The sequence below is a fragment of the Acinetobacter sp. RG5 genome (assembly GCF_031844265.1).
Lineage (GTDB): Bacteria > Pseudomonadota > Gammaproteobacteria > Pseudomonadales > Moraxellaceae > Acinetobacter.
Genome location: NZ_JAUZUV010000012.1, coordinates 1 through 22,128, shown reverse-complemented (window position 1 = coordinate 22,128; position 22,128 = coordinate 1). Strand labels below are relative to the sequence as shown.

Here is a 22,128-nt window from a genome sequence, read left to right as displayed (position 1 = left end):
AAAAATATCAAAAAGCACGCGCCTACTCTACTTTTTGCATGAAACAACTTTGCCATAGTTTAATCGAGATCAATCCCAAAATCTAAATTAATCGACTTGCGTTCAATCAAGGCACTTTTTACCGTTTGCTGCCGGGTCTTGTAATGGGTTTCTGTGGTGCATAAATGCCGGGTGAGATCATTCAGGAAATAGCTTTCGACTTTACGCCCCTGCTCATCGACCGTTTCGCGCGCCCAATGATTCAGGTTCTGTTTGGTCAGAATCAATTCATTTTTTGCCCGGGTCAACGCCACATATAGCACACGACGTTCTTCTTCGACATCATCAAAGTCACCCTGAGCACGTGCATGCGGGTAATTGCCTGGCGTGACATTGGCCACATAACAAACATTTTGTTCGGTGCCTTTGGCCGAGTGAATGGTAATCAAGGTCACTACATCATGGTCCGACTGGCGTTCAATTTCCGAGATTGACACCGGATCCAGTACATATTCCTCTAAAAACTCACTCAGCTGCGAATGCTTGGAGGCCAGCTGTTTGACCAGTTCAAAATCACTCTGGCGACGTGGCCAGTCCTTTTTATAGTTTTCCGCCAACTGCGATTCAATCGCCTGAATCGCAAGACCGACACAGGCTTGCACTTCGCCTTTGAGCACACTCATCTGCTGCATGATCAGAATGGTTTCTAATGGTATCTTGCCAAATTTTTCCAAATTATCTGCAATAGCTTCCATTTCCGGTTCAGCCAATAACTGCTGCGATAGCTTACTGGCACCCACATCACCAACACCATTCCACAGGGTCAAGAAACGCATCCAGGCGATATCATCCAGCGGATTGGCGACTACGCGCAGCATGCTGAGCAAATCTTTGACATGCGCCGTTTCCAGCAGCTTCATGCCACCAATAAAGCGATATGGCACATTAGCCGCGATACAAGCTGCTTCAATATGCCGTGCGGCAAAGCTGGAGCGTACCAAGACCATATGCTCGCCCCATTTGCTGCCTTGCAGATAATGACGCTCTTTAATATCAATCGCGATCCATTTAGCTTCATCAAATTCATTCGGGAAGATATGCATACGCGGCTTAATGCCTTCTCCGCGATACGCTTCCAGACGTTTGTCATATTTGATTTCAGACTGATCGAGCAGCCAGTTGGACAGATCCAGAATTTCCTGGGTCGAGCGGTAGTTTTTTTCTAATTTGAAAATCTGCGCATCTGGCACACGCTCTTTGAAATGGTGAATATTTTCAAAGTCTGCACCACGAAAGCCATAAATCGACTGCGCATCATCACCGACACAGAACAGGCTGATCCGGTCTTTGAGTGGCTCCAGCAAAGCCCATTGCAAAGGATTGGTATCCTGCATTTCATCGACTAGCATATGCCGGCAGATCGAAGCGACATAGTCGACCAGACCTTCGGACTGTGCCAGCGCCGTGGCAACTACCGCCAGAATATCGTCATAGTCCAGAAAGCTGCGCGCCTGCTTACGTGCTTCGTATTCTTTCATGATTTCGGCAATCTGGTCTTTGAGAGCCAGATATTCCGGCATCTGTTTTTCCAGTGCCAGACTAAGTTTTTGCCGGGTATTCCGTGCAAAAGAATACAGGTCACATAGTTCCTGAGGCTTAGGTAAATGATTGGGGTTTTTCTTGTCATCACGACCGCGAATCAGGCGAAACATCATCAGCTGATCATCACGATCAATAATCGAAAACTGTTCCAGACCAAAAGCTTTCGGAATACGGCGCAGTAGATACATACAGAAGGTATGAAAGGTCGAGGCTCGTAGCCCCTTGGCTTGCTCTCCGAGTGCCAGTTCGACACGCGCCACAATTTCACTGGCTGCCCGGCGGGTAAAGGTCAGAATTTGAATCTGGTTGGCAGGCACGCCCTGTTCAATCAAGTAAGCTGCGCGTGCCACGATGGTTTTGGTTTTGCCACAACCTGCCCCGGCCAGCACCAAACTGTGTTTTGCTTCTGTAGTCGCTGCTTGCTTTTGTTGGGGATTTAATTCATCAATCAGGGTGGCTAAACTCATTTTCACTCATCATTTTGTGGATGTATGTAGTTTAACAGATCGCTTCCAGAATTATGTCTTTTCAGTTGTCCTGAAACTGTCTCCAATTTTATTTCCTGATTTGATATTAGCTAACGACAGGGCGTGCTGGATTACAGGAGAGAGAAATACTTTCACTCTGTCAAAAGATTTTTAACTATCTCAGCGACAGCTTTCTCCAAGTTCATTTCTGCATTTTTTAAGGCTTCCTCTAAAGGACAATCTGGCAGATTAATCCCAACAATCTGGCTAAATCCTGACTCAAACAAATCCTCAATCCCTTCACCGACTAGACCCGCAAAAGCGATTACCGGTTTATTAAATTTCCTGGCGAGCTGTGCTACCCCAAAAGGGGTCTTGCCCAAAGATGTTTGACTATCAATTTTACCTTCACCGGTCAGGACATAATCTGCTTGCGCTATTTTCTCACTCAGTTGAACCTGTTCAATCATCAGTTCCACCCCGGACCGAATAGAGGCAGCGGTGAATGCCATTAAACCAAAACCCAGCCCACCGGCTGCACCCGCACCTGCCACATGACGATAATCACAGCCAATCTGCCCAGCGACTACATCGGCAAAATGACCGAGGTTTTGATCCAGTTGCTTGATCATTTCCGGGGTTGCACCTTTCTGTGGTCCAAAGATTATCGATGCACCATTTGGTCCACACAGTGGATTGTTGACATCCGATGCAATGATTATTTCAGTATCTACTAAACGTGGATCCAGTCCAGATAAATCCATTGATTTGACCTGATCCAAGTTTCCACCACAGACCTGAATTAACTCTCCCGCATGATTTAGAAACTGCACACCCAGTGCTTGCGCCATCCCTGCACCACCATCATTGGTAATACTGCCGCCCGACCCCATGATGATTTTTTTCACACTCAAGTCCAATGCCTGTTTGATCATTTCTCCTGTGCCATAAGTTGAAGTGAGCATCGGATTACGCTGTGAAGGCTTCAATAAATGAATGCCATTGGCCTTGGCCATTTCAATCACAGCAGTTTGACCTGCATCAATCAAACCCCAATAGGTCTGAATACGTTGCTCAGGCAGTGGTTCGGTCACTTCACATGCAATACTTTGCCCCTTTAAACTTGAAATCAATGCATCGACCGTGCCTTCACCACCATCGGCCATTGGCACATGAATGATGTGGGCATCCGGAATGACGTTCTGGATACCGCGTTGCATGGCCTGAGAAGCCTGTGCAGCAGACATGCTTTCTTTAAACGAGTCGGGAGCAAGCACAAAGGTGAGCGGCATGGTGTGATCTTTTATCCACAAATGAAGTCTAAATTGTGGATAAATCCAGCACTATCCACAAGTCTTTATTTCCAGCCCAGTTCAATTGCAGTTATCTCATTAATCAAAGTTTGATTTAAAGATTCTGGCATTTTACTGGTGGTTTGAGACAGTGGAATATGTCCTGCCATCAGCTCCGCCTTGGTTTGCGGAAATAAGGGTTGCTGATCTGGAAATGCATAACCCAGCGGATAAATCGGTTGACCTGTCGCTAAATCATATTTATCCGAAGCGCCAAAGGCATGCAGCAATTCATGCACCAATACAATTTTATTCTGTTCAGTTTGTTGTTTGGATGCAAATAGATTTATCGAACCAATCCGGCCTTTTTGCAAGGCAGTGGAATGTTTCAATTGCTTGGTCTGCACAGGATCATAGTAATTTAAAAATAAAGTCACATTAGCTGAAGGGTCTGAACTCTGTCGCTGTTTCCAAGCATAGAACCGGAATTTTAAACTCCATAAAACTGTATCGATGAGCGAGTCTTGCTCAGGGACTTTGGGTGGTAGAACTTGAAGCTCACGGCCTAAATTAAAATAAAAATAAGTCGGCTGTCCACGATACTGCTGAGCTGCTTTTTCCAGATATTCCCGTGCTCCATTCAGGTCCTGAGCTGACAGTTGCTGGATATATTGCTGTGTGGTCGGTAATCCATCGGCATTAATCGGATGCAGCAACACAATAATCGGCTTTGACCAGTTCTGGTTTTGATCACGATAGGCATTGACCGCGACAATCAATAAGATGATTAATAAAATCAGAATCCGAATCTTTTTCCACATATCGATTACACACTCTGCTTTTTCATTTTTCTTAAATACATCTGACTCATTTCTATTTTTGTTTCAAATAAATTTAAAGTTTTTATTAATCCTGACAATTTGGCTCTACCATAGTTACGAGAGTCAAAATCAGGCTTTACTGCACTGATATACTGCCCGACCATCCCTAAATTCGCCCATCCATTATCATCGGCATTATCTTTTACAGCTTTATAAATTAAGTTAAGCGTAGCTCGATCCATCCCTTCAGGTAACTGAATTTCCTTTTGCGCAGATATAGTTTTTTGTCCATTAGTCTTGATAATCTCCGAAACTTTTTTATCTATTGATCCTGTTTCTTCACCATCCTCATTATTTTTAATTTCACTATCTACAAGTAAGTTTTCGATATAAATGAACTTGTCACAGGCTTTCTTAAATGCTTCAGGCGTAGCTTTTTTGCCAAAGCCATACACTGTTAGACCATTTTCACGAATACGTGAAGCTAAGGGCGTGAAATCGCTATCGCTGGATACGATACAAAATCCATCTAATGCACCTGCATAAAGTAAATCCATAGCATCAATGATCAGGATCATATCCGTCGCATCTTTACCCTTGGTATAAGCGAATTGTTGTACCGGAGTGATGGCATGAGGAAGGAGTACATCTCGCCATTTCTTTAAAGTTTCGCTGCTCCAGTCCCCATACACACGTTTGACACTGGCAATTCCATATTTCGCAACTTCCTCCAATACCGATGAAATCGCGTTGATAGAAGAATTATCCGCATCGATTAATACAGCGAACTTTTTTGTCTGAATATCCACATCCACCCCAAGATATTATTTTTAATTTTTTATATACATGATTCTGACATAAAAAATGCCGACTTTCGTCAGCATTTTTTTGAATCTTAGAGTTTAGGCTTCAACCCATTTTCCGTCCTGATAAACCAGAGACCATTTGGTTTGCTTGCCTTCTGCAGTTTCCGAACCAATATATTGTGACTGGTTCTTACGGCTAAATTTTACCAGAGTTGGATTCCCTTCCGGGTCCACATCAGGTGCCTGCAAGATAAACTGATACTTTGGATCAAGCTGGTCGGCAACAGAACGAATCTCGGCCACTTTCGGTGCACGGGTTTCACGCACTTTCGGGAACTTGCTTGCCGCCAGGAATAAACCGGCTGCACCGTCACGCAGTACAAAGAAATCGTCATGCTTGGCAGAACGTAAATGCTCCATCTTGATCGGATCCACACGTGGAGGCGCAGGCTGACCGCTCTTTAAGACTTTACGGGTATTGTCACAGCTGGTACAGGCAAAATACGGACCAAAACGACCCGTCTTCAGCTGCATTTCACTATCACACTTGTCGCATGGGATACTCGGGCCATCATAGCCTTTAATTTTGAACTCACCTTCTTCAAGTTCAAAACCACTACAGTCCGGGTTATTCCCACAGATATGCAGTTTACGGCCGCCATCAATCACATAGCTGTCCATGGCAGTTTCACAGATCGGACAACGCTTCTTCGACATCAGGTCAGCAGTTTCCGCAGCCTCATCATCAGATAATGCAGCCAGAGACTCAACTGGTGTCAGGTTCAAGGTTCCTTTACAACGCTCTTTCGGCGGTAGGTTATAGCCTGAACAACCCAAGAATACGCCTGTGGTTCCGGTACGAATCTGCATTGGACGGTCACATTCTTTACAATGTACCGCATCCACTTCTACAGGCTGATTGCGGCGCATACCGTTCTCACCCTGCGCTGTAGTCAAACGCTGTTTAAAATCGCCATAGAAGCTATCTAACAACTCTTTCCAGTTACGCTCACCATCTGCCACTTTATCCAGCTGACCTTCCAGATCTGCGGTAAAGGCATAGTTCATCAGATTACTAAAGTTTTCATCCAGACGATCGGTGACGATCTCACCCATCTTCTCGGCATAGAGACGACGGTTATCCAGTTTCACATAACCACGATCCTGAATGGTCGAGATGATTGCAGCATAGGTCGATGGACGGCCAATGCCTTTTTTCTCCAGTTCTTTGACCAGTGAGGCTTCGGTAAAACGTGCCGGTGGCTTGGTGAAATGTTGAGATGGATCAAGTTTCTCAAGTTTAAGCACTTCACCGACTTTGACCGCAGGCAATAAAATATCGTCATCGGCTTTATTGGCACCACGCACGCGAGTAAAGCCATCAAAGACCAAGGTACGGCCTTTAGCTTTCAGTTCCACGCCATTGGCATCCACTAAAATGGTAGAAGACAAATATTCTGCTGGTGTCATCTGACAGGCAACAAACTGGCGCCAGATCAAGTCATATAGACGCTGTGCATCACGCTCAACACCTACCAGACTGTCGCCTTTTAAGCCAACCATAGATGGACGAATGGCTTCATGCGCTTCTTGCGCACCGGCTTTATTGCCATAACGGTTCGGCTTGGCAGGCAAATACTTCTCGCCAAACTCGGATTCGATATGACCACGCACCATATTCACCGCATCATCACTCAAGAAGGTCGAGTCGGTACGCATATAGGTAATGAAGCCGGCTTCATACAGACGCTGCGCCAGCATCATGGTTTTCTTCACAGAAAAACCGAGACGGGTACTGGCTGCCTGTTGTAGCGTTGACGTGATATACGGCGCACTTGGATTAACCTTGGTTGGCTTATCTTCACGTGCAGAAACCGTATAATCCGCATCTTTGATCAGGTTTAATAAGGCATCAGTTTCGGCTTTATTGCGTAGCTTGAGCGTCTTGCCATTTTGCTTGACCGCTTCGAGACGAATATCATCTTTTTTCGATTTGGTATCGACAAACACCTGCCAGTATTCTTCAGGAATGAAGGCACGAATTTCACGTTCACGCTCGACCACTAGCTTCACCGCAACCGACTGTACACGACCGGCTGACAGACCACGCGCAATCTTTTCCCAAAGCAATGGCGAAATCATAAAGCCCACGACACGATCCAGGAAACGGCGTGCCTGCTGCGCATTGACTTTATTGGTATCCAGACGTGACGGATGCTTAAAGGCATCCTGAATCGCATTTTTGGTAATTTCATTAAAGACCACACGCTGATAACGCGAATCATCACCGCCGATGACTTCTTTTAAATGCCAGGCAATCGCCTCTCCTTCCCTGTCCATATCCGTTGCCAGATAGACTTCATCGACTTGCGATGCCAGTTTTTTCAGTTCGGCAACCACATGTTCTTTGCCAGGAAGGACTTCGTATTTGGCTTTCCAGTCATGTTCCGGATCGACACCCATGCGGTTAATCAACGCATTCTGTGATTTTTCAGCTTTTTCTGTATCCGTCAGTTTGGTACGTGTCGCTGGTTTTTTCTCTGTCGATTTTGCAGAACCGCCAGTCGGTAAGTCACGCACATGACCCACCGATGATTTTACGATGTAGTTCGGACCAAGGTACTTATTGATTGTTTTCGCTTTTGCAGGCGACTCCACAATCACTAGGGCACGCTTGCTTCCAGCGTCGGGAGACTTCGCTGTGCTGCTTTTTGATGTGGACCGAGGAGCGTTCGCCATAATTAACCGTTAATCCTGTTTATTTCTAAATTAAAGTTCAGCCAAAGCGTGTAACAGTGCTTTGATGTCGTCGAGTTGGGTCGCTCTTAAATCAGCTTCTTCATCCCAGTACATGCCGACACAGTTGGCCTGCATATCAATAGCATAAATGCCTTTTAATGCAATGGGAAAATCTTTAAATTTCTCATCACCCTGCACGATTTCGAGTTTATTATCGACAACACGGGCGCGCATCAAGGGCAAACGCGCATCTGGCATCAGTACACTGTAGTACGCGACCATACTGGCACGACTTTCAGTCGCCTTGGGAATTTTGGTCCAGTCCGGTGCCACCACCAGACGTGGATGCAGACCCATTTTACGGGCTTTGTCACGCATCAGGCCCAGAGCTTTTTCTCGGGGACTTACACGCAACCCGAAAATCGACCCTATGACGAAAATGATGATGACCACCGTCACCCAGATTCCAGTGTTTTCCATAGTTCAACCTTTATGTTCTATTATTAGAGTTGCATAAGCAGAATATAAAACGCAAGTTTGCACGATAAAATTAATTCAGGAACATTTCATGACTATATAAAATTTCGTGACCATTCCAGTAAATATAACCTTTCTCGATCAGTTCTTTCAGCAGCAAGCGGATGTCCGATTTTGGAAATAACTGTTCCAGTAAATCACGCAGTTCATAAATGTCTTTAGGTTTGTCGCCCTGCAATTCACGCAGTTTACGCGCCACTTCTAGTTGGACCGGATCGATCCGGCCAAAATTCTTGAACAGGTCTTGCTGTGCCGACTGGATTGGTGACTGGAACGATTCAGATTCAACTGGAACTTCATCTGCCTGTAGTTGGGAAATGACCTGATCCAGTTTCGGATTTTTAACCGGGCTTTGTTCATCCAGATTGAGCTGCAGCCATTGTTTCAGGACTTTTTTTCGGAAGCTGATTTGCTCATCATAGCGTTTGACAATTTTCAGGTTAATCAACATGCCGACCACATGCTGAGCTTTTACCGGCATCACTTGCAGAATATTCGCCACTGAGTTTTTTAGGGTTTCCACCGTATTCGGTTTGCCACTCATTTTCCCTAAAGCATCACAGTATTTTTTCACCAGCTGCAAGGCGGGTTTGTTCTTGATGGCGTCCAGACTCGGAAGATGATTTTTAGGCTGATCTGTTGGAATGCTTGTCTCATCAGGCTGAATCTGAATCAGGTGACACGGAATATCAGAAGCCTGCAGCATCTGCTGCAACATCTCGCAGCTGTCCATCGCCGAGATCAATTCAACCTCGGTTTCTGGCTCCAGTAGCGCCATAAGCTGACCGACAATGACTGCATACTCATATTCTTTTTGTGGCGATTCAGGCGTGTCCAGCACCACCACCTGACCACTGCTAATCCAGCCGGCAAGCTCGGTTAAGTCCTCTAAGGAGAATTCAAATTTTCCGGCACAGCTAAACAGATATAAAGTCGAATAGTGCGCCACAATCTCACGCATTAACTTGGCTGTGGGGAAATTATTTTCGAGGTCGAGTAGAATAACTTTTGGGTGCATGGGACGCAATTCCGGAATGTACCTGAGAGCCGGTATTAGAGTAGGAAGTGAGTGAAAGGTCAAATAATTTTAGGACTGAATGGGTGCAGGCCTGTTTCGGCAGAGAGCTAAACTGCATTTTATGAAATGCCGGCAAGAAATCTGTTTGTAAGCGTGAATGTTTGTTTTCAACAGGAAAATTCTTTTGCACTTGATCATCACGCTACGCTTTATTACTTTTATATGCGGATTTAATGCAATTTAAAAGCCAATTCAAAAAAATAATATTTCTCTTTTTAACATCTTATCGATTGGCTCATTTTTATTTTTCAATAAAAAACCCTTAGATCAGCTAAGGGTTGTTGTTGATTAAATCATTGGTTGCAAATTAATAATGCGGTGGGCGATCTGCAACCGGATCAAATTCTGCAATGCCTTCAGACAGATCTGAAGACTCAACACGTTGATATAACAGCGTCATTTGCTTTTTCAGATCAGCAATTTCCAGGGTCTGTTTGGCCACCTGATCATTCAACTGTTCAACTAAATCGTCTAAAAATGCAATTCGCACTTGCAAATCTTCAATGGGTGCGGAAAATGACGCCTGATCATTTAGATTTTGTTGTTTAGTCATTTAAAGTCCTCATTGGGGATTTCAGGAAACATTATGGCCTATATTACCCTTAGGGATGTCCAACTTGCGTTTGGTGGACCCGCCCTGCTCGACGGCGCGAATTTTAACTTGGAACGCGGCGAACGAGTGTGTTTGATTGGCCGTAATGGTGAGGGTAAGTCTACCTTACTTAAGCTGATTGAAGGAAGTTTACTGCCTGACAACGGCGAAGTTTCATTACAAAACGGCATTACTATTTCCATGCTGGCGCAAGATGTACCGATGGATTCAGGTAAAGTGGCTGATATCGTGGCAGATGGTGCCGGTGAAGCATCGGAAGTTTTGCGTGCTTATCATGCTGCCAGTGAAGCCTGTGTACTCGGTGACATGGACGCCTGTGATCGTATGGGCAACCTGCAACACAAAATGGATCAGCTGGATGGCTGGGCGCTGGAAACCAAAGTCAATTCGATTTTAAGCAAAATGGGCCTGGACCCGGATGCAGATCTTGCCGATTTATCTGGTGGTCGTAAGCGTCGTGTACTACTGGCACGTGCTTTACTTACCCAACCCGATGTGCTGTTACTGGACGAACCGACTAACCATTTAGACGTTGAAAGTATCGAATGGCTGGAAAAATTCCTGCTCGATCAAAATAATTTGACCCTATTGTTCATTTCGCATGACCGTGCCTTTGTCGATAGCATTGCTACCCGTATTGTTGAACTGGATCGTGGTCAACTGCGTAGTTATGAAGGTAACTATTCACGTTATCTAGACCTGAAAGCCCAGCAAATGGAAGCTGAAGAAAAGCAAAATGCGCTGTTCGATAAAAAGCTGGCTGAGGAAGAAGTCTGGATCCGTCAAGGGATTAAAGCCCGTCGTACCCGTAACGAAGGTCGTGTCCGTGCCCTAAAAGCATTACGTGAAGAATCTAGAGCACGTCGTTCGCAACAAGGTAAAGTGACGATGGCGACTCAGGATGCCAACCGTTCCGGCAAACTGGTGTTTGAAATTGAGAACCTGAGTGTGAAATTCGGTGACAATGCACCGATCATCAACAACTTCTCTGCACTTGTCCTCCGTGGCGACCGTATCGGTCTGGTCGGTGATAACGGTGTCGGTAAAACTACCCTCATTAAAGCCATTCTGGGCGAGCTAGAACATGGCGGTACGGTGAAGACCGGTACGCAGTTAGAAGTGGCCTATTTCGACCAGCTCCGTAATGCGCTGGATCTGGAAAAATCTGTTAAAGATAACGTCTCAGAAGGTTCTGACCACGTGGATGTGAATGGTAACCGTCGTCATATCTATAGTTATTTACAAGATTTCCTGTTTTCGCCAGAACGTGCCCGTACACCAGTCAAAGCTTTGTCAGGTGGTGAGCGCAACCGTATCCTGCTAGCGAAACTGTTGCTGAAACCATCGAACCTGATTGTGATGGATGAGCCAACCAACGACCTGGATATGGTGACTTTAGAGTTACTGGAAGAGATGCTGGGTGGCTACAAAGGCACCCTGCTGTTGATCTCGCATGACCGTGCCTTTATGGACAACGTGGTAACATCCACTTGGGTCTTTGATGGTAAGGGCAATATTGACGAATATGTTGGCGGTTATCAGGATTATCTTGAACAACGTCCGGATCAAACCGTGGTTGACCAAAAAAGTGCCGTGAAAAAAGCCATAGCCAAAGCAGAAGCCGAGGCGGCACCGGTCGCTGCCAAAAAAGTTAAGCTTAGCTACAAGGACCAGCGTGCACTCGAGCAACTTCCTGCTGAAATGGAAGCACTGGAAAAAGAGCAGGCCGAGATCAACGCACAACTGGCTGATGGCTCTTTATTTGTGACTGATTCCGATAAAGCATTGAAACTTTCTAACCGTTTATCCGAAATTGATGAGCTGTTACTGGAAAAATTAGAGCGTTGGGAAGAACTGGACAACCTAAGTAACGGCTAAATATTCCCCGAGCTTTTACTAAAGCATCTGTATTCGTACAGATGCTTTTTTATTTCAATAATCTTCTCTGTTAGACTGCATTTAATCTTTTGGCCCTAAATTGTTTTATGAGTACTCAGCCTGCATATCAACCCGGTGAATTTCAATGGTCATTCCTGTTACCTCAATATTGGGGCAAATGGCTAGGCATTATTTTCCTGATGATTCTGGCGATCTTACCTTGGGCCATTCAGCATCGTCTGGCGTCCCTGCTGGGCCACCTTTCTTTTAAATACTTGAAATCACGCCGTGAAACCACGCTGCGTAATCTGGAAGTCTGCTTTCCCGAATGGTCTGAAAAGCAGGTACAGGACAATGCCCGTCAGGTATTTATCGATCAAATGCTGGGGGTGTTTGAGACGCTGAATGCCTGGTACAGTCCGAAATGGTTTCAGGGCCGCGTCAGTATTGAAGGCTTGGAACATATTCAGAAGACACAAGCCGCAGGCCAAGGCATGCTGTTATTAGGCACGCATTCAACTTTGCTCGATGCGGGTGGTTATCTTTGCGCACAATATTTTGAACCGGATGTAGTCTATCGTCCGCAGAATAATCCACTTTTGGACATGCTGATTTACCGTTGTCGCGCCACAATTTATGCCAATCAGATTGACCATGATGATATGCGCGGTCTGGTACGTAACCTGAAAAATGGCCATGCGATCTGGTACAGTCCGGATCAGGATTATGGTTTAAAACAAGGCGTGATGGCACCTTTTTTTGGCGTGCCTGCGGCGACTGTAACCGCACATCGCCGTTTACTGAAAATGACCAAAGCGGCTGCAATTCCTTTATATTTCTACCGTCATGGCGATATTAACAATCCGCGCTACCATGTGCTCATTGAACCGGCACTGGAAAACTTCCCTAGTGAGAATGAAGTTGAAGATGCCACTCGCGTGAACCGGGTGATTGAGCAGCAGTTGCGCATCGCACCGACCCAATATATGTGGTTCCACCGCCGTTTTAAGACTCGCCCTGAAGGTTATAAATCAATTTACTAAATCGATTTGATCACGGAATTTGAAGGGCTATAGCTTAAAATCATGTTTAAGTAATTGAAATAATTTAACCCGAGCTCTACATCCTGTAAAACTCGGGTTAATGAGGTTGTGCTTTCACATATTATAATTCGTTCTGCTTTTTTGTGATTTCCCTTTCAGCATCATATCCATGATGTTTTCATTCAGCTTCGTCTTCCTTATGAGAATATCCTTTCTCGACTCCCTGTGCTGATAAACCTAGAATACCCAGATTCCTAACCCCTGCCCATTCGCAAGAAGCGGAAACTGTTGTAAGCAATATCGTACACTTTTCTTCTAAAAAGCTAAGAGATTTTGCCTCCTTCTTTATATGCCATAGCAACTTCATCAGTGACTATTTTTTCCTCTTTCTCTGCTTTCTGAATGCCTTCTTCAATAGCTTTTTGTGCTTCTTGCTCATCTTCATCAGTTTGTTCTAATTCTTCCTGAATATGCTCGAATACCCGACCGGTTTGTAAAACCAGAAAGACCGGAAAATGGTCAGAGCCTACATGCGGTAAACGTTCCATATGTACCAAGGCAAAATCGGTACTGTGAAAGACGTGATCCAGCGACCAGCGAAAAAAAGGATAATCTGCGTGAAAAGTATTCACATAATGACGCCCTACCCGCGGATCTAGCAGCCCACTAATGCGTTGAAATAGGCGTGTGGTACGTGACCAGGCCACGTCATTCAGATCGCCCATGACGATACAGCTTTCATCCAGATCCTTAATCTGATCACCGACAATCAGCAGTTCAGCATCACGCAAGGTAGAATCCTTGGCCTCGGTCGGGCTGGGTGGTTTGGGATGCAGACAGTAGAGCTGTACTGGCTGTCCCGAGCGTAAAATCACTGTAGTATGAATTGAGGGAATTTCGTCACTCAGAATAAATTTAACCTCAGTTTCACTCAGTTCGAGCTTGCTATATAGATGCATGCCATACAGATTATCCAAAGGCACAGGCACGCGATAAGGATAATCAGCTTCAATCACCGAGAGTGCATTTTGCCAGTTTTGATCGGTTTCCAGAGTCAAAACCAGATCTGGCTGATGAATCTGGATCTGCTCGATCAGTAAATGATATTTGGTATTGGTAGTAAGTACATTGGAAACGACCAGGGAAATCTGACGTTGCGGATCCAGCTGATCATGCTTGACCTGCTTGACCTGTTTTTTCCAGATAAAGGTATAGGGCAATACCATTTTCAACTGATAGGCCAAAGCTGCCATCAGACCGATAAAAAGCAGCTGATTCAACCAGTTCCAGGGATGATCAACCAGGAGAAAAAGAATAAAGGCGATAAAGCCCAATACCAGAATTTGTAAGCGTGGAAAATCCGCACCCCGAATCCACCATTCATCGCGTGGTATCAGTGACCAAAAACTTAACCAAATGACAATGATTGCCAGAATTTGGATAACCCATATCATAAACTGCGCTCTTAATTAAGTTATTATTTTTTCTAAAAGAAAAATGACGTTATCAATTTTGTATGTATCATAAAGCAGATATTTCTCTCAAGAATATTGATGTTTTGATTGTGTAGCTCTTGCAGTTGAGTCCCTTTTTGGTACACTCGAATCCCTTTTGATTTTTTAACGCACCGAGGCAAAGTGACATGAAAGTAGGTCTGGTCGGTTGGCGCGGGATGGTTGGTTCCGTCCTTATGCAACGTATGGTTGAAGAGAATGATTTTGCTCATTTTGAGCCATTCTATTTCTCTACCAGTAATGCAGGCGGTGAAGCGCCGGCATTTGGCGGTAAGACCGCCCCAGCACTTATGGATGCATCAGACATTAACAGTCTGAAGCAAATGGATGTCATTATTACCTGTCAAGGTGGCGACTATACTTCTGAAGTTTTCCCGAAACTGAAAGCTGAAGGCTGGAACGGTTACTGGATTGATGCAGCATCGACTTTACGTATGGATGATGAAGCCATCATCGTACTTGATCCGGTGAACATGCACGTGATCAAAGATGGTCTAGTCAAAGGCACCAAGACTTTTGTCGGTGGTAACTGTACGGTTTCCTTGATGCTGATGGGCTTGGGCGGTCTGTTCCAGAACAATCTGGTGGAATGGGCAACGTCAATGACGTATCAGGCCGCTTCTGGTGCGGGCGCGCAAAACATGCGTGAACTGATCAATGGTATGGGTTATTTATATAACAATACCAAAGAGTTGCTAGATGATCCGCGTTCTCCAATTCTGGATATCGACTCTAGAATTGCTGAATTACAACGTGGTGAAGGCTTCCCGTCTGCAAACTTTGGCGTTCCTTTGGCTGGTTCACTCATTCCTTATATCGACAAGCAACTGGAAAGCGGCCAGTCGAAAGAAGAATGGAAAGGTCAGGTTGAAACCAACAAGATTCTGGGCAACCAGCAGATCGTGCCAATTGATGGTCACTGCGTGCGTATTGGTGCCATGCGTTGTCACTCTCAGGCATTAACCCTGAAATTGAAAAAAGATGTACCTTTGGATGAAATCGAAGACATCATTGCACGTGCCAATGACTGGTCTAAAGTGGTTCCAAATACTCGTGAAGCATCGATGACTGATCTGACGCCTGTTGCTGTAACAGGTACTTTAAGCGTTCCAGTCGGCCGCCTGCGCAAGCTGAACATGGGTAAAGAATATCTGGGTGCATTCACTGTAGGTGACCAGTTGCTTTGGGGTGCTGCCGAGCCATTACGCCGTATGCTGCGTATTCTGATTGATTATAAAAATGCTTAATATCCTTTGGATATAAAGCCAAAAGCCGATCTTTATTGATCGGCTTTTTTATGTAACTATTGCGTAAGTATTTTACAAAAAACAAACATCCCGTTAATCTATAATTTTCGCTATGCGATAATGACTGAGCTCACGATTAAGATGACTGTATATAACAAATTAAAGCTTGCCATTTTAGCCATTGTCGCTTCACAAAACATTTATGCGATTAATGTAGATCCGGTTCAGATTCAGTCTGCCCCTGGGGAATTACTCTATGCAGAAATGACTTTTCGGCAGTCTGATATCAATCTGCCGATTGAAGTCAGTCTGGCTTCACCTGCAGATTTAATGTCAATTGGTGCATCGCATCAGCCACCTGGTCATCTGAACTTTTTTACTCGGCGCAGCAATAATGGTACCGGGGTTATTACCATTACTTCTTCTCGCCCCATGACAGAGCGCGAGCTGAATATTATTGTCAAAATCAAGGAAGGCAATGCCGCACGGCTGCAACATATTCGTACACCCTTACAAGCTAAAACCGATTTATTAAAAGCTAGTCTCAAACAGAATGAACGTCCGCTTGCACCAGTTGTCGTCGTCAGTGAAAAAGATATTGCACTCAACTTACCCGTAAGTAGCCATTACAATACGGCAGCCTCCACAGCCTTAAATAAGCCACCGGCTCTAGAAAAGCCGTTGGCATTGCAACGCACAGCACCACCGACATTATCGAACACTTCTATTCCAAAAACTGCATTTGCGCCAGCTGTAATGGCATCAACTCCAGCGATTCAGGCTCAAGCGATTACGCCTGTACTGAAAAGCGAGGCTGTAACTGCACCCGATACTCCAGCCCCAGTTAAAACTGCACCGGCGCTTTCAGATTCAGTAAAGACCTCACAAGCAACTCTTGCATCGCCGGCTCCTGCAGCAGCCTCGACTACAAACAAACCAACCAGTACGATACCAGCAAATCAAAGTGCATCAGCATCAAATAAAGCAGATGTGCAGAAAGCTGTAGAGTCCCATTCTGATCATCAAACTGCCTCTAGTGATCCATTGGTGAAGAAGTTTGCTGAGGAGCAAGCCAGAAAATCAACTGGATCAGCCAATCCGGTGAAAACTCCGGCTCCAGTGACTGCAAAAGCTCAACCAGTCAAAGTAGCTTCAAATCAAACTTCACCTACTTATGTCGTTCAATCCAATGAGTCACTGTGGGGGATTGCTTCACGAATTGCCGAACAGCAGCAGCGCCCGGTCAACGAAGTCATGCAGCAAATCAAAAAAGACAATGAGCATGCCTTTATCGGAGGAAATGCCGATCGTCTACGCAAGGGTGCTGCATTGAACTTAAATACGACTCATCCTGCACCTGCGCCCATTAAAGTCACTGCGGCAAAGCAAACCGAGCTACCGTCTAAGCCTACTGGCAAGACTAAATACCGCCTGAATCAGGCAGAAATGAGCCTAGTGGCTGAGAACCAGCGCGATTCCGGGCAAGTTTCTGCAAACCAGAACACAGAACGCAATCAAACATCAAAGGAATTGTCATTAAAAGTTATGACAGCCCGAGAAAAAACCGTTAAATTACAGAGAAACGTAACTGAATTAGAATTGGCACTCAATCAGAAGGATCACAGAATTCAGTTATTAAATGCGCGTCTGGCCCAGCTACAACAACAGCTCAAAGCCCAACAAGCAGATAAGAAGCCAATTAATTAAAAAGTTACACATGACGATTTATTGGGATAGGCGAACTTAAACTACTCTATCCCCAAGGGGTAAAACATGCTGATTTATGTGATTCCATTAGTGATATTGATCATCGTATTAATTGTCTTTAAAAAACGACAAGATGCTCAAGAATCAGATAAAGCAAAAACTAAAACGGTAAAAGCAAAAAAACCTGGTTCTGCGTCAAAAGCTGCCCCACAAAGAACCAAGGTGGTGGAGCCAGTCGGGGTCACAAAAAAATCAGCAACGCCATTATCAGCAGAAACACGCAAGAAAATTGAAGGCCTGATTCAAGAACGTAATTTTTTTGCGGCCGAAGCACAGATTAACCAGGCACTGAATCGGGATAATTCCCAGCATGAACTCTATCTATTGTTATTGGATATTCATATCTTACAAAAAGATGAGTTTGCAATTTCACAGCTGCTCAACCATATCCGTTCTTTGCATTTAGATGAGATTCTGGCGCAAGCTGAAGCGAAACAGCGTGAATTTGAAAAATCTTCATCTGCTGTAAAAGAGACCATTGATTTTCCAAGTGCCCAGCCTAAAACTTCTTCTGCGCAGGAAGCTGCTTCAACTTCAGATGCCTTTGCCGATCTGGTTGCACCGGCTCCTTCAAATGAACTGGCATTTGAACAATTGCAACAAGACTTTCAACCAAGTAAACCGGCTACCCCTGTAGAACCTGTAGCAGATATTCAGCCACTTGAATTTAATTTTGAACCAAAGACTCCCCCAGTAGAAACACCAAAAGCTAAAGAGGCTCCTGTACCTGCTGCTCCTTCTGTAGATTTTAAATTTCAGAGTACATCTACAGATATTCAAACTACAGCAGCAACAGAAACGGCACCTGTCTTAGACTTTAAACTGGATTTGGAACAGCCTGCTCCAGTAGAAACAGCACCAACTGTGAGTGAAGAAATCAAGCCTCTAGATTTTTCATTCTCACTTGACACACCCGTACCAGCAGCTGAAAAAACTGCAGTGCCAGCGACTGAGTTTGATCTGTCTAGCTTGACAGTTGCAGCACCTGTGGCAGAGCCAGCTACACAAACTAATCTATCAGGCATGGATTTTAAATTAGATCATTTAGAAACCACGCCAGAAGCACATGCTGCAACAGCGATGAGTTTCGATCTTCCTGCTACGCCAGCTCAGGTAGCCGTAGACCAGCATGATCCACTCGTACAATCTTTCCCGGAATTACTGGATGTTAATGAAGCGAGTCTCAATCTTGATCTTGCGCAGCAATATATTCAACTCGGTGCTTATGCCGCTGCCCGCGAAATCATTGCCGAGCGAGAAGCTGAATATACTCCTGAACAACAGCAACGCGCAGAGCAATTACTGAATCAAATCGCATCTTGATGCATTTCGTTTTACACTAAAGCAGTCAATAATTGGCTGCTTTTTTTATGATAAAAAATATTGCATTAATTTATATGGGTGGCACATTCGGCTGCGTGGGAGACCCTCTTGCACCGATGCCTGCTGATTTATTTATTCCAAAACTCGAACAGATACTTGCAGAGCAGTATTTTGTAGAATGCCACCATGCACCCGCCATTAAGGACAGTAGTGCCTGCACAGCAACCGACTGGTTGCAACTGGTACAGTTTATTCAGCAATTGCAATCGCGGCAAATCCAGCATTTTGTGATTATTCACGGTACAGATACGCTGAGTTATGCCAGTGCAGTACTGGCACATTTTATTGGAAACTCGGCGCATGTGGTGCTGACCGGTAGCCAATATCCGTTGCTGAATGCTCAAGGCAATGAACAGCGTGAATTTAGTGATGCCCTGGATAACCTGAAATTTGCACTAGATTCCATCAGCGAATGTAGCGCTGGAGTCTATCTGGCATTCCATCATCAGCTGCTACATGCGCAAACTGCACTGAAACAGCATACTACTGAGTTAAATGCCTTTTCCGGTCTTGAGGCCAATATCGCAATCCAGACCCATCAACCGTGTTATCAGGTCAAGGTAGAAGATATTGCGAAAGCGGCTGAATTCAACTGCATGAGCATCATGATGCAGCCGATTGATCTGGCTCAGCAGCTGAATAACTTGAACAACCTCTTGGCTCGACCACCGCATTTTCTATTTTTGCAAGGTTTTGGCACTGGCAACCTGGCGGTCAATGACACCATGATTGCGCTCATTGATCAACTCTATGAGCAGGGCTGCATTTCCGTCTTGACCACCCAAGTGCCTTTTGGTGCGACGGATCAGCGCTATGCTATTGCCGAATGGGTCAATCACTGCAAAATTTTGCTGAATGAAAGTTATGGACATGCGGATCTGTATGCAAAAGCCCTGAAAATGTATTTACAATACGACACTGTAGAGCAATGGCATCGTCATTGGTACGATCAATAAGGTTTGAGGTCATTATGCAGCGTTTTGCGGTGGGAATTGAGTTTTGTGGGATGCATTATCGGGGATGGCAGACTCAACAGCCGGGAGTTGCAAGCGTACAGGAAACCATTGAAAGGGTCCTGAGCCGAGTTGCCGATCAACCGATTAGCCTACAGGGTGCCGGCCGCACTGATGCCGGGGTACATGCGACCAACATGGTGGCACATTTTGATACGGATGCCGTGCGTTCTGAACGTGGCTGGCTGATGGGCTGCAATAGCCAACTCCCTAAAGACATCTCGATCCAGTGGATCAAAGAAATGGATCACAGCTTCCATGCCCGTTTTAAGGCACAGGCGCGCCGCTATCGCTATGTGGTCTACAACCACCCTGTACGCCCGGCATTGCTGCATAAACAGGTCACCCATGTCTATGCACCGCTTGATGTTGAACAGATGATATACGCCGCGAAAAAGTTTGAAGGCACGCATAACTTTGAAAGCTTCCGCGCCGCAGCCTGTCAGTCCAATCAGCCCGTTCGTCATGTCAGCCATTGCCACCTGATTCAGCATGGTCAATATCTGGTATTGGATATTCAAGCCGATGGCTTTCTGCACCATATGGTGCGCAATATCATGGGATGTTTATTGGAAATTGGTCAGGGCATGTATGCTGCCGATCATATTGATAATATTTTCGCGGCAGAAGACCGTAAAGCTGCTGGTGTGACTGCGCCAGCAGATGGTTTGTATTTTATTCATGCCGACTATCCAGCGCAGTTTGAATTACCTGAATTACCCTTAGGTCCGCACTGGCTGAATATGCCGGAATAGTTTTTAAATTTTTTAGAATATTTACCTCCCCTAACCCCTCCTAAAAGGAGGGGAATTCCTCCCTTTTTTTAAAGGGAGGTTAGGAGGGATTTTTAACGCTGCTTCCGTTTCCGATATTCCACCGGCGTCTCATTGGTCCAGCGTTTAAAGGCACGATAGAAGGTACTTGGCTCAGAAAAACCGGTCAGATAGACAATCCGCTCGACGCTCTCATTGGTACTCGCCAGCAAACGCTTGGCCAGACGACAGCGATAATCCGAGAGAATCTGCTGAAAACTGGTATGTGCCTCACTCAGTTGCGTTCTCAAACGGCGTGGCGTGATATTCAGTTGTGCTGCTACAGTTTCCAGTGTGGTTTCACCACTCTCCAAAGTAGAGCCAATCGCACGACGGACTTCACCGACCAGATCATATCTTGCCAGTTCCTGTAATTTTTCAATCGCCAGTTGCTCATGCAGCTGCAACAGCTCAGGTTCAGCCTGCCACAGCGGATATTCCAGGATAGTCGGATCGAAGTACAAACGGGTTTCTTTCTGACCTAGACTGACCGGACACTCATAAACCCGGAAATATTCATCATCAGGTGCCCCTTTAGAAAAATTAAAATCGATATAAATCGGTTCAAAACGTCCTTCAGTAATAAATTTAAAGAAACGAAGTACGCCTGACATAGCACATTCAGTAAAATGACGATTGACCAGACTCTCAGCAAAAGGCTGTTCACCATTGGTTAAATAGCAGCGATCATCTTCAATCACTAATTTGGCAGCAAAGGCATCGCTGATCAGTCGCTGATAAGCCAAAGCACGTTTCAGTCCCTCACCAAAATTTTCAGATGAAACAAACAGGTGTTCAATGACCTGACCACGATAAAGTGGCAGGTGCTCACCCAGATGCAATCCAATGTCCGGGTCCTTGCTGACTTCCTCTGCCGCCACCCAAAAGGCATATTGGGCACTCAGCGGGGTACGGTCATTGGCTTCCACCTGATTTAAAGCCACTCCTGCTTTGGTCAAAAGTTCTTCTGTTGGCAACCCCGCACGACGAATCGCCTGATAGCCTAAACGCAATACGACTGATGCATCCGTTAGCTGACTCACTCAAAAGCCTTCCTTGTATGTACTTCATTTATACTTAAAAAGATTAATTTTAGATTAACTGTGATTGACCAAACTGACAACAGAAACAGGTGTCTTTTTAGTTAAAAAAATTATCGTGACAGTTCGCCTATTTTACTGGCAGATGATCAGTCTAACGCCCGTTTCGTCTTGTATTTTGCAAAAAAATTGACTATAATTTGCGCCTTTCCAATTTATTCATTCAGGTAGGCTATGGCCAATAAAGAGGAACTCATCGAGTTCGAAGGCGTTGTCACCGAGACGCTTCCTAATACTATGTTCCGTGTACGTTTAGAGAACGGTCACGAAGTGATTGCCCACATCTCTGGTAAAATGCGTAAACACTATATCCGTATTTTAACGGGCGACAGTGTGAAGGTTGAAATGACACCTTATGATTTGACTAAAGGTCGTATCACATATCGTGCACGCTAAGTTTTAGCGTAAGCAAAAGCCACTTTTAGTGGCTTTTTTAT

General features: G+C 45.1%; 18 protein-coding genes. 8 read left to right on the top strand and 10 right to left on the bottom strand.

The window, feature by feature from the left end:
• Positions 1 to 59 precede the first annotated feature (59 nt).
• The 8 genes from Q9R21_RS10800 to Q9R21_RS10765 form a co-directional block, all read right to left on the bottom strand.
• Positions 60 to 2,048, bottom strand: coding sequence for an ATP-dependent helicase (locus tag Q9R21_RS10800; protein WP_311204458.1), 1,989 nt, complete (start codon positions 2,046 to 2,048; stop codon positions 60 to 62).
• A gap of 152 nt (positions 2,049 to 2,200) precedes the next feature.
• On the bottom strand, positions 2,201 to 3,340 hold the full coding sequence (locus Q9R21_RS10795) for a glycerate kinase (RefSeq protein ID WP_311204457.1): 1,140 nt from the start codon (positions 3,338 to 3,340) through the stop codon (positions 2,201 to 2,203).
• 65 nt (positions 3,341 to 3,405) lie between these two features.
• On the bottom strand, positions 3,406 to 4,161 hold the full coding sequence (locus Q9R21_RS10790; protein WP_004647401.1) for a hypothetical protein: 756 nt from the start codon (positions 4,159 to 4,161) through the stop codon (positions 3,406 to 3,408).
• Positions 4,162 to 4,166: 5 nt separating this feature from the next.
• Positions 4,167 to 4,970: an NYN domain-containing protein gene (locus Q9R21_RS10785; RefSeq protein WP_034439084.1), complete on the bottom strand. Its 804-nt coding sequence runs from the start codon at positions 4,968 to 4,970 to the stop codon at positions 4,167 to 4,169.
• A gap of 93 nt (positions 4,971 to 5,063) precedes the next feature.
• On the bottom strand, positions 5,064 to 7,706 hold the full coding sequence (gene topA, locus Q9R21_RS10780; RefSeq protein WP_311204456.1) for a type I DNA topoisomerase: 2,643 nt from the start codon (positions 7,704 to 7,706) through the stop codon (positions 5,064 to 5,066).
• A gap of 30 nt (positions 7,707 to 7,736) precedes the next feature.
• Positions 7,737 to 8,186, bottom strand: a complete 450-nt coding sequence (locus Q9R21_RS10775) for a hypothetical protein (protein WP_004647398.1) — start codon at positions 8,184 to 8,186, stop codon at positions 7,737 to 7,739.
• Between the two features lie 70 nt (positions 8,187 to 8,256).
• Positions 8,257 to 9,261, bottom strand: a complete 1,005-nt coding sequence (locus Q9R21_RS10770; protein WP_311204455.1) for a hypothetical protein — start codon at positions 9,259 to 9,261, stop codon at positions 8,257 to 8,259.
• A gap of 367 nt (positions 9,262 to 9,628) precedes the next feature.
• Positions 9,629 to 9,874 carry a SlyX family protein gene (locus Q9R21_RS10765; protein ID WP_004278477.1) on the bottom strand — a complete coding sequence of 82 codons (246 nt, stop codon included), beginning with the start codon at positions 9,872 to 9,874 and terminating at the stop codon, positions 9,629 to 9,631.
• A gap of 33 nt (positions 9,875 to 9,907) precedes the next feature.
• On the opposite strand from Q9R21_RS10765, the gene Q9R21_RS10760 reads away from it, so the two are divergent.
• A complete protein-coding gene (locus tag Q9R21_RS10760) occupies positions 9,908 to 11,812 on the top strand; it encodes an ATP-binding cassette domain-containing protein (protein ID WP_114541280.1) in 1,905 nt (634 codons plus the stop codon).
• Positions 11,813 to 11,919: 107 nt separating this feature from the next.
• Positions 11,920 to 12,855 (top strand): lauroyl acyltransferase, encoded by a 936-nt coding sequence (locus Q9R21_RS10755; protein ID WP_114541281.1) that lies wholly within the window; start codon positions 11,920 to 11,922, stop codon positions 12,853 to 12,855.
• A 323-nt stretch (positions 12,856 to 13,178) separates the two neighbouring features.
• Here Q9R21_RS10755 and Q9R21_RS10750 read toward each other — a convergent pair whose 3' ends face one another.
• Positions 13,179 to 14,309 (bottom strand): endonuclease/exonuclease/phosphatase family protein, encoded by a 1,131-nt coding sequence (locus Q9R21_RS10750; protein ID WP_005245920.1) that lies wholly within the window; start codon positions 14,307 to 14,309, stop codon positions 13,179 to 13,181.
• Positions 14,310 to 14,497: 188 nt separating this feature from the next.
• Here Q9R21_RS10750 and asd point away from each other — a divergent pair, with 188 nt between their 5' ends.
• The 5 genes from asd to truA all read left to right on the top strand — a co-directional run bounded on the left by asd (position 14,498) and on the right by truA (position 20,534).
• Positions 14,498 to 15,616: an aspartate-semialdehyde dehydrogenase gene (gene asd, locus Q9R21_RS10745; RefSeq protein WP_004647391.1), complete on the top strand. Its 1,119-nt coding sequence runs from the start codon at positions 14,498 to 14,500 to the stop codon at positions 15,614 to 15,616.
• A gap of 120 nt (positions 15,617 to 15,736) precedes the next feature.
• Positions 15,737 to 17,323 (top strand): hypothetical protein, encoded by a 1,587-nt coding sequence (locus Q9R21_RS10740; RefSeq protein ID WP_311204454.1) that lies wholly within the window; start codon positions 15,737 to 15,739, stop codon positions 17,321 to 17,323.
• A gap of 66 nt (positions 17,324 to 17,389) precedes the next feature.
• A complete protein-coding gene (locus tag Q9R21_RS10735) occupies positions 17,390 to 18,706 on the top strand; it encodes a fimbrial protein FimV (protein WP_311204453.1) in 1,317 nt (438 codons plus the stop codon).
• A gap of 47 nt (positions 18,707 to 18,753) precedes the next feature.
• On the top strand, positions 18,754 to 19,722 hold the full coding sequence (locus tag Q9R21_RS10730; RefSeq protein ID WP_311204452.1) for an asparaginase domain-containing protein: 969 nt from the start codon (positions 18,754 to 18,756) through the stop codon (positions 19,720 to 19,722).
• 14 nt (positions 19,723 to 19,736) lie between these two features.
• Entirely contained in the window at positions 19,737 to 20,534 is a 798-nt protein-coding gene (truA, locus tag Q9R21_RS10725) for a tRNA pseudouridine(38-40) synthase TruA (protein ID WP_213686446.1), read from the top strand.
• Positions 20,535 to 20,626: 92 nt separating this feature from the next.
• Here the strand turns inward: truA and Q9R21_RS10720 are convergent, their stop codons facing one another.
• Positions 20,627 to 21,634 (bottom strand): AraC family transcriptional regulator, encoded by a 1,008-nt coding sequence (locus Q9R21_RS10720; protein WP_129717912.1) that lies wholly within the window; start codon positions 21,632 to 21,634, stop codon positions 20,627 to 20,629.
• A gap of 231 nt (positions 21,635 to 21,865) precedes the next feature.
• Between Q9R21_RS10720 and infA the strand changes: the two genes are divergently transcribed.
• Positions 21,866 to 22,087, top strand: coding sequence for a translation initiation factor IF-1 (gene infA / locus Q9R21_RS10715; RefSeq protein WP_001284370.1), 222 nt, complete (start codon positions 21,866 to 21,868; stop codon positions 22,085 to 22,087).
• The last annotated feature ends 41 nt before the right edge of the window (positions 22,088 to 22,128 follow it).

Excerpts from the sequence above, each read along its gene's own strand:
- infA (WP_001284370.1), top strand. The coding sequence starts at position 21,866 with ATGGCCAATAAAGAGGAACTCATCGAGTTCGAAGGCGTTGTCACCGAG.
- Q9R21_RS10795 (WP_311204457.1), bottom strand. The coding sequence starts at position 3,340 with ATGCCGCTCACCTTTGTGCTTGCTCCCGACTCGTTTAAAGAAAGCATG.
- Q9R21_RS10765 (WP_004278477.1), bottom strand. The coding sequence starts at position 9,874 with ATGACTAAACAACAAAATCTAAATGATCAGGCGTCATTTTCCGCACCC.
- Q9R21_RS10760 (WP_114541280.1), top strand. The coding sequence starts at position 9,908 with ATGGCCTATATTACCCTTAGGGATGTCCAACTTGCGTTTGGTGGACCC.
- topA (WP_311204456.1), bottom strand. The coding sequence starts at position 7,706 with ATGGCGAACGCTCCTCGGTCCACATCAAAAAGCAGCACAGCGAAGTCT.
- Q9R21_RS10730 (WP_311204452.1), top strand. The coding sequence starts at position 18,754 with ATGATAAAAAATATTGCATTAATTTATATGGGTGGCACATTCGGCTGC.
- Q9R21_RS10740 (WP_311204454.1), top strand. The coding sequence starts at position 15,737 with ATGACTGAGCTCACGATTAAGATGACTGTATATAACAAATTAAAGCTT.
- Q9R21_RS10770 (WP_311204455.1), bottom strand. The coding sequence starts at position 9,261 with ATGCACCCAAAAGTTATTCTACTCGACCTCGAAAATAATTTCCCCACA.
- Q9R21_RS10775 (WP_004647398.1), bottom strand. The coding sequence starts at position 8,186 with ATGGAAAACACTGGAATCTGGGTGACGGTGGTCATCATCATTTTCGTC.
- Q9R21_RS10800 (WP_311204458.1), bottom strand. The coding sequence starts at position 2,048 with ATGAGTTTAGCCACCCTGATTGATGAATTAAATCCCCAACAAAAGCAA.
- truA (WP_213686446.1), top strand. The coding sequence starts at position 19,737 with ATGCAGCGTTTTGCGGTGGGAATTGAGTTTTGTGGGATGCATTATCGG.
- Q9R21_RS10750 (WP_005245920.1), bottom strand. The coding sequence starts at position 14,309 with ATGATATGGGTTATCCAAATTCTGGCAATCATTGTCATTTGGTTAAGT.
- Q9R21_RS10790 (WP_004647401.1), bottom strand. The coding sequence starts at position 4,161 with ATGTGGAAAAAGATTCGGATTCTGATTTTATTAATCATCTTATTGATT.
- Q9R21_RS10755 (WP_114541281.1), top strand. The coding sequence starts at position 11,920 with ATGAGTACTCAGCCTGCATATCAACCCGGTGAATTTCAATGGTCATTC.
- Q9R21_RS10735 (WP_311204453.1), top strand. The coding sequence starts at position 17,390 with ATGCTGATTTATGTGATTCCATTAGTGATATTGATCATCGTATTAATT.
- asd (WP_004647391.1), top strand. The coding sequence starts at position 14,498 with ATGAAAGTAGGTCTGGTCGGTTGGCGCGGGATGGTTGGTTCCGTCCTT.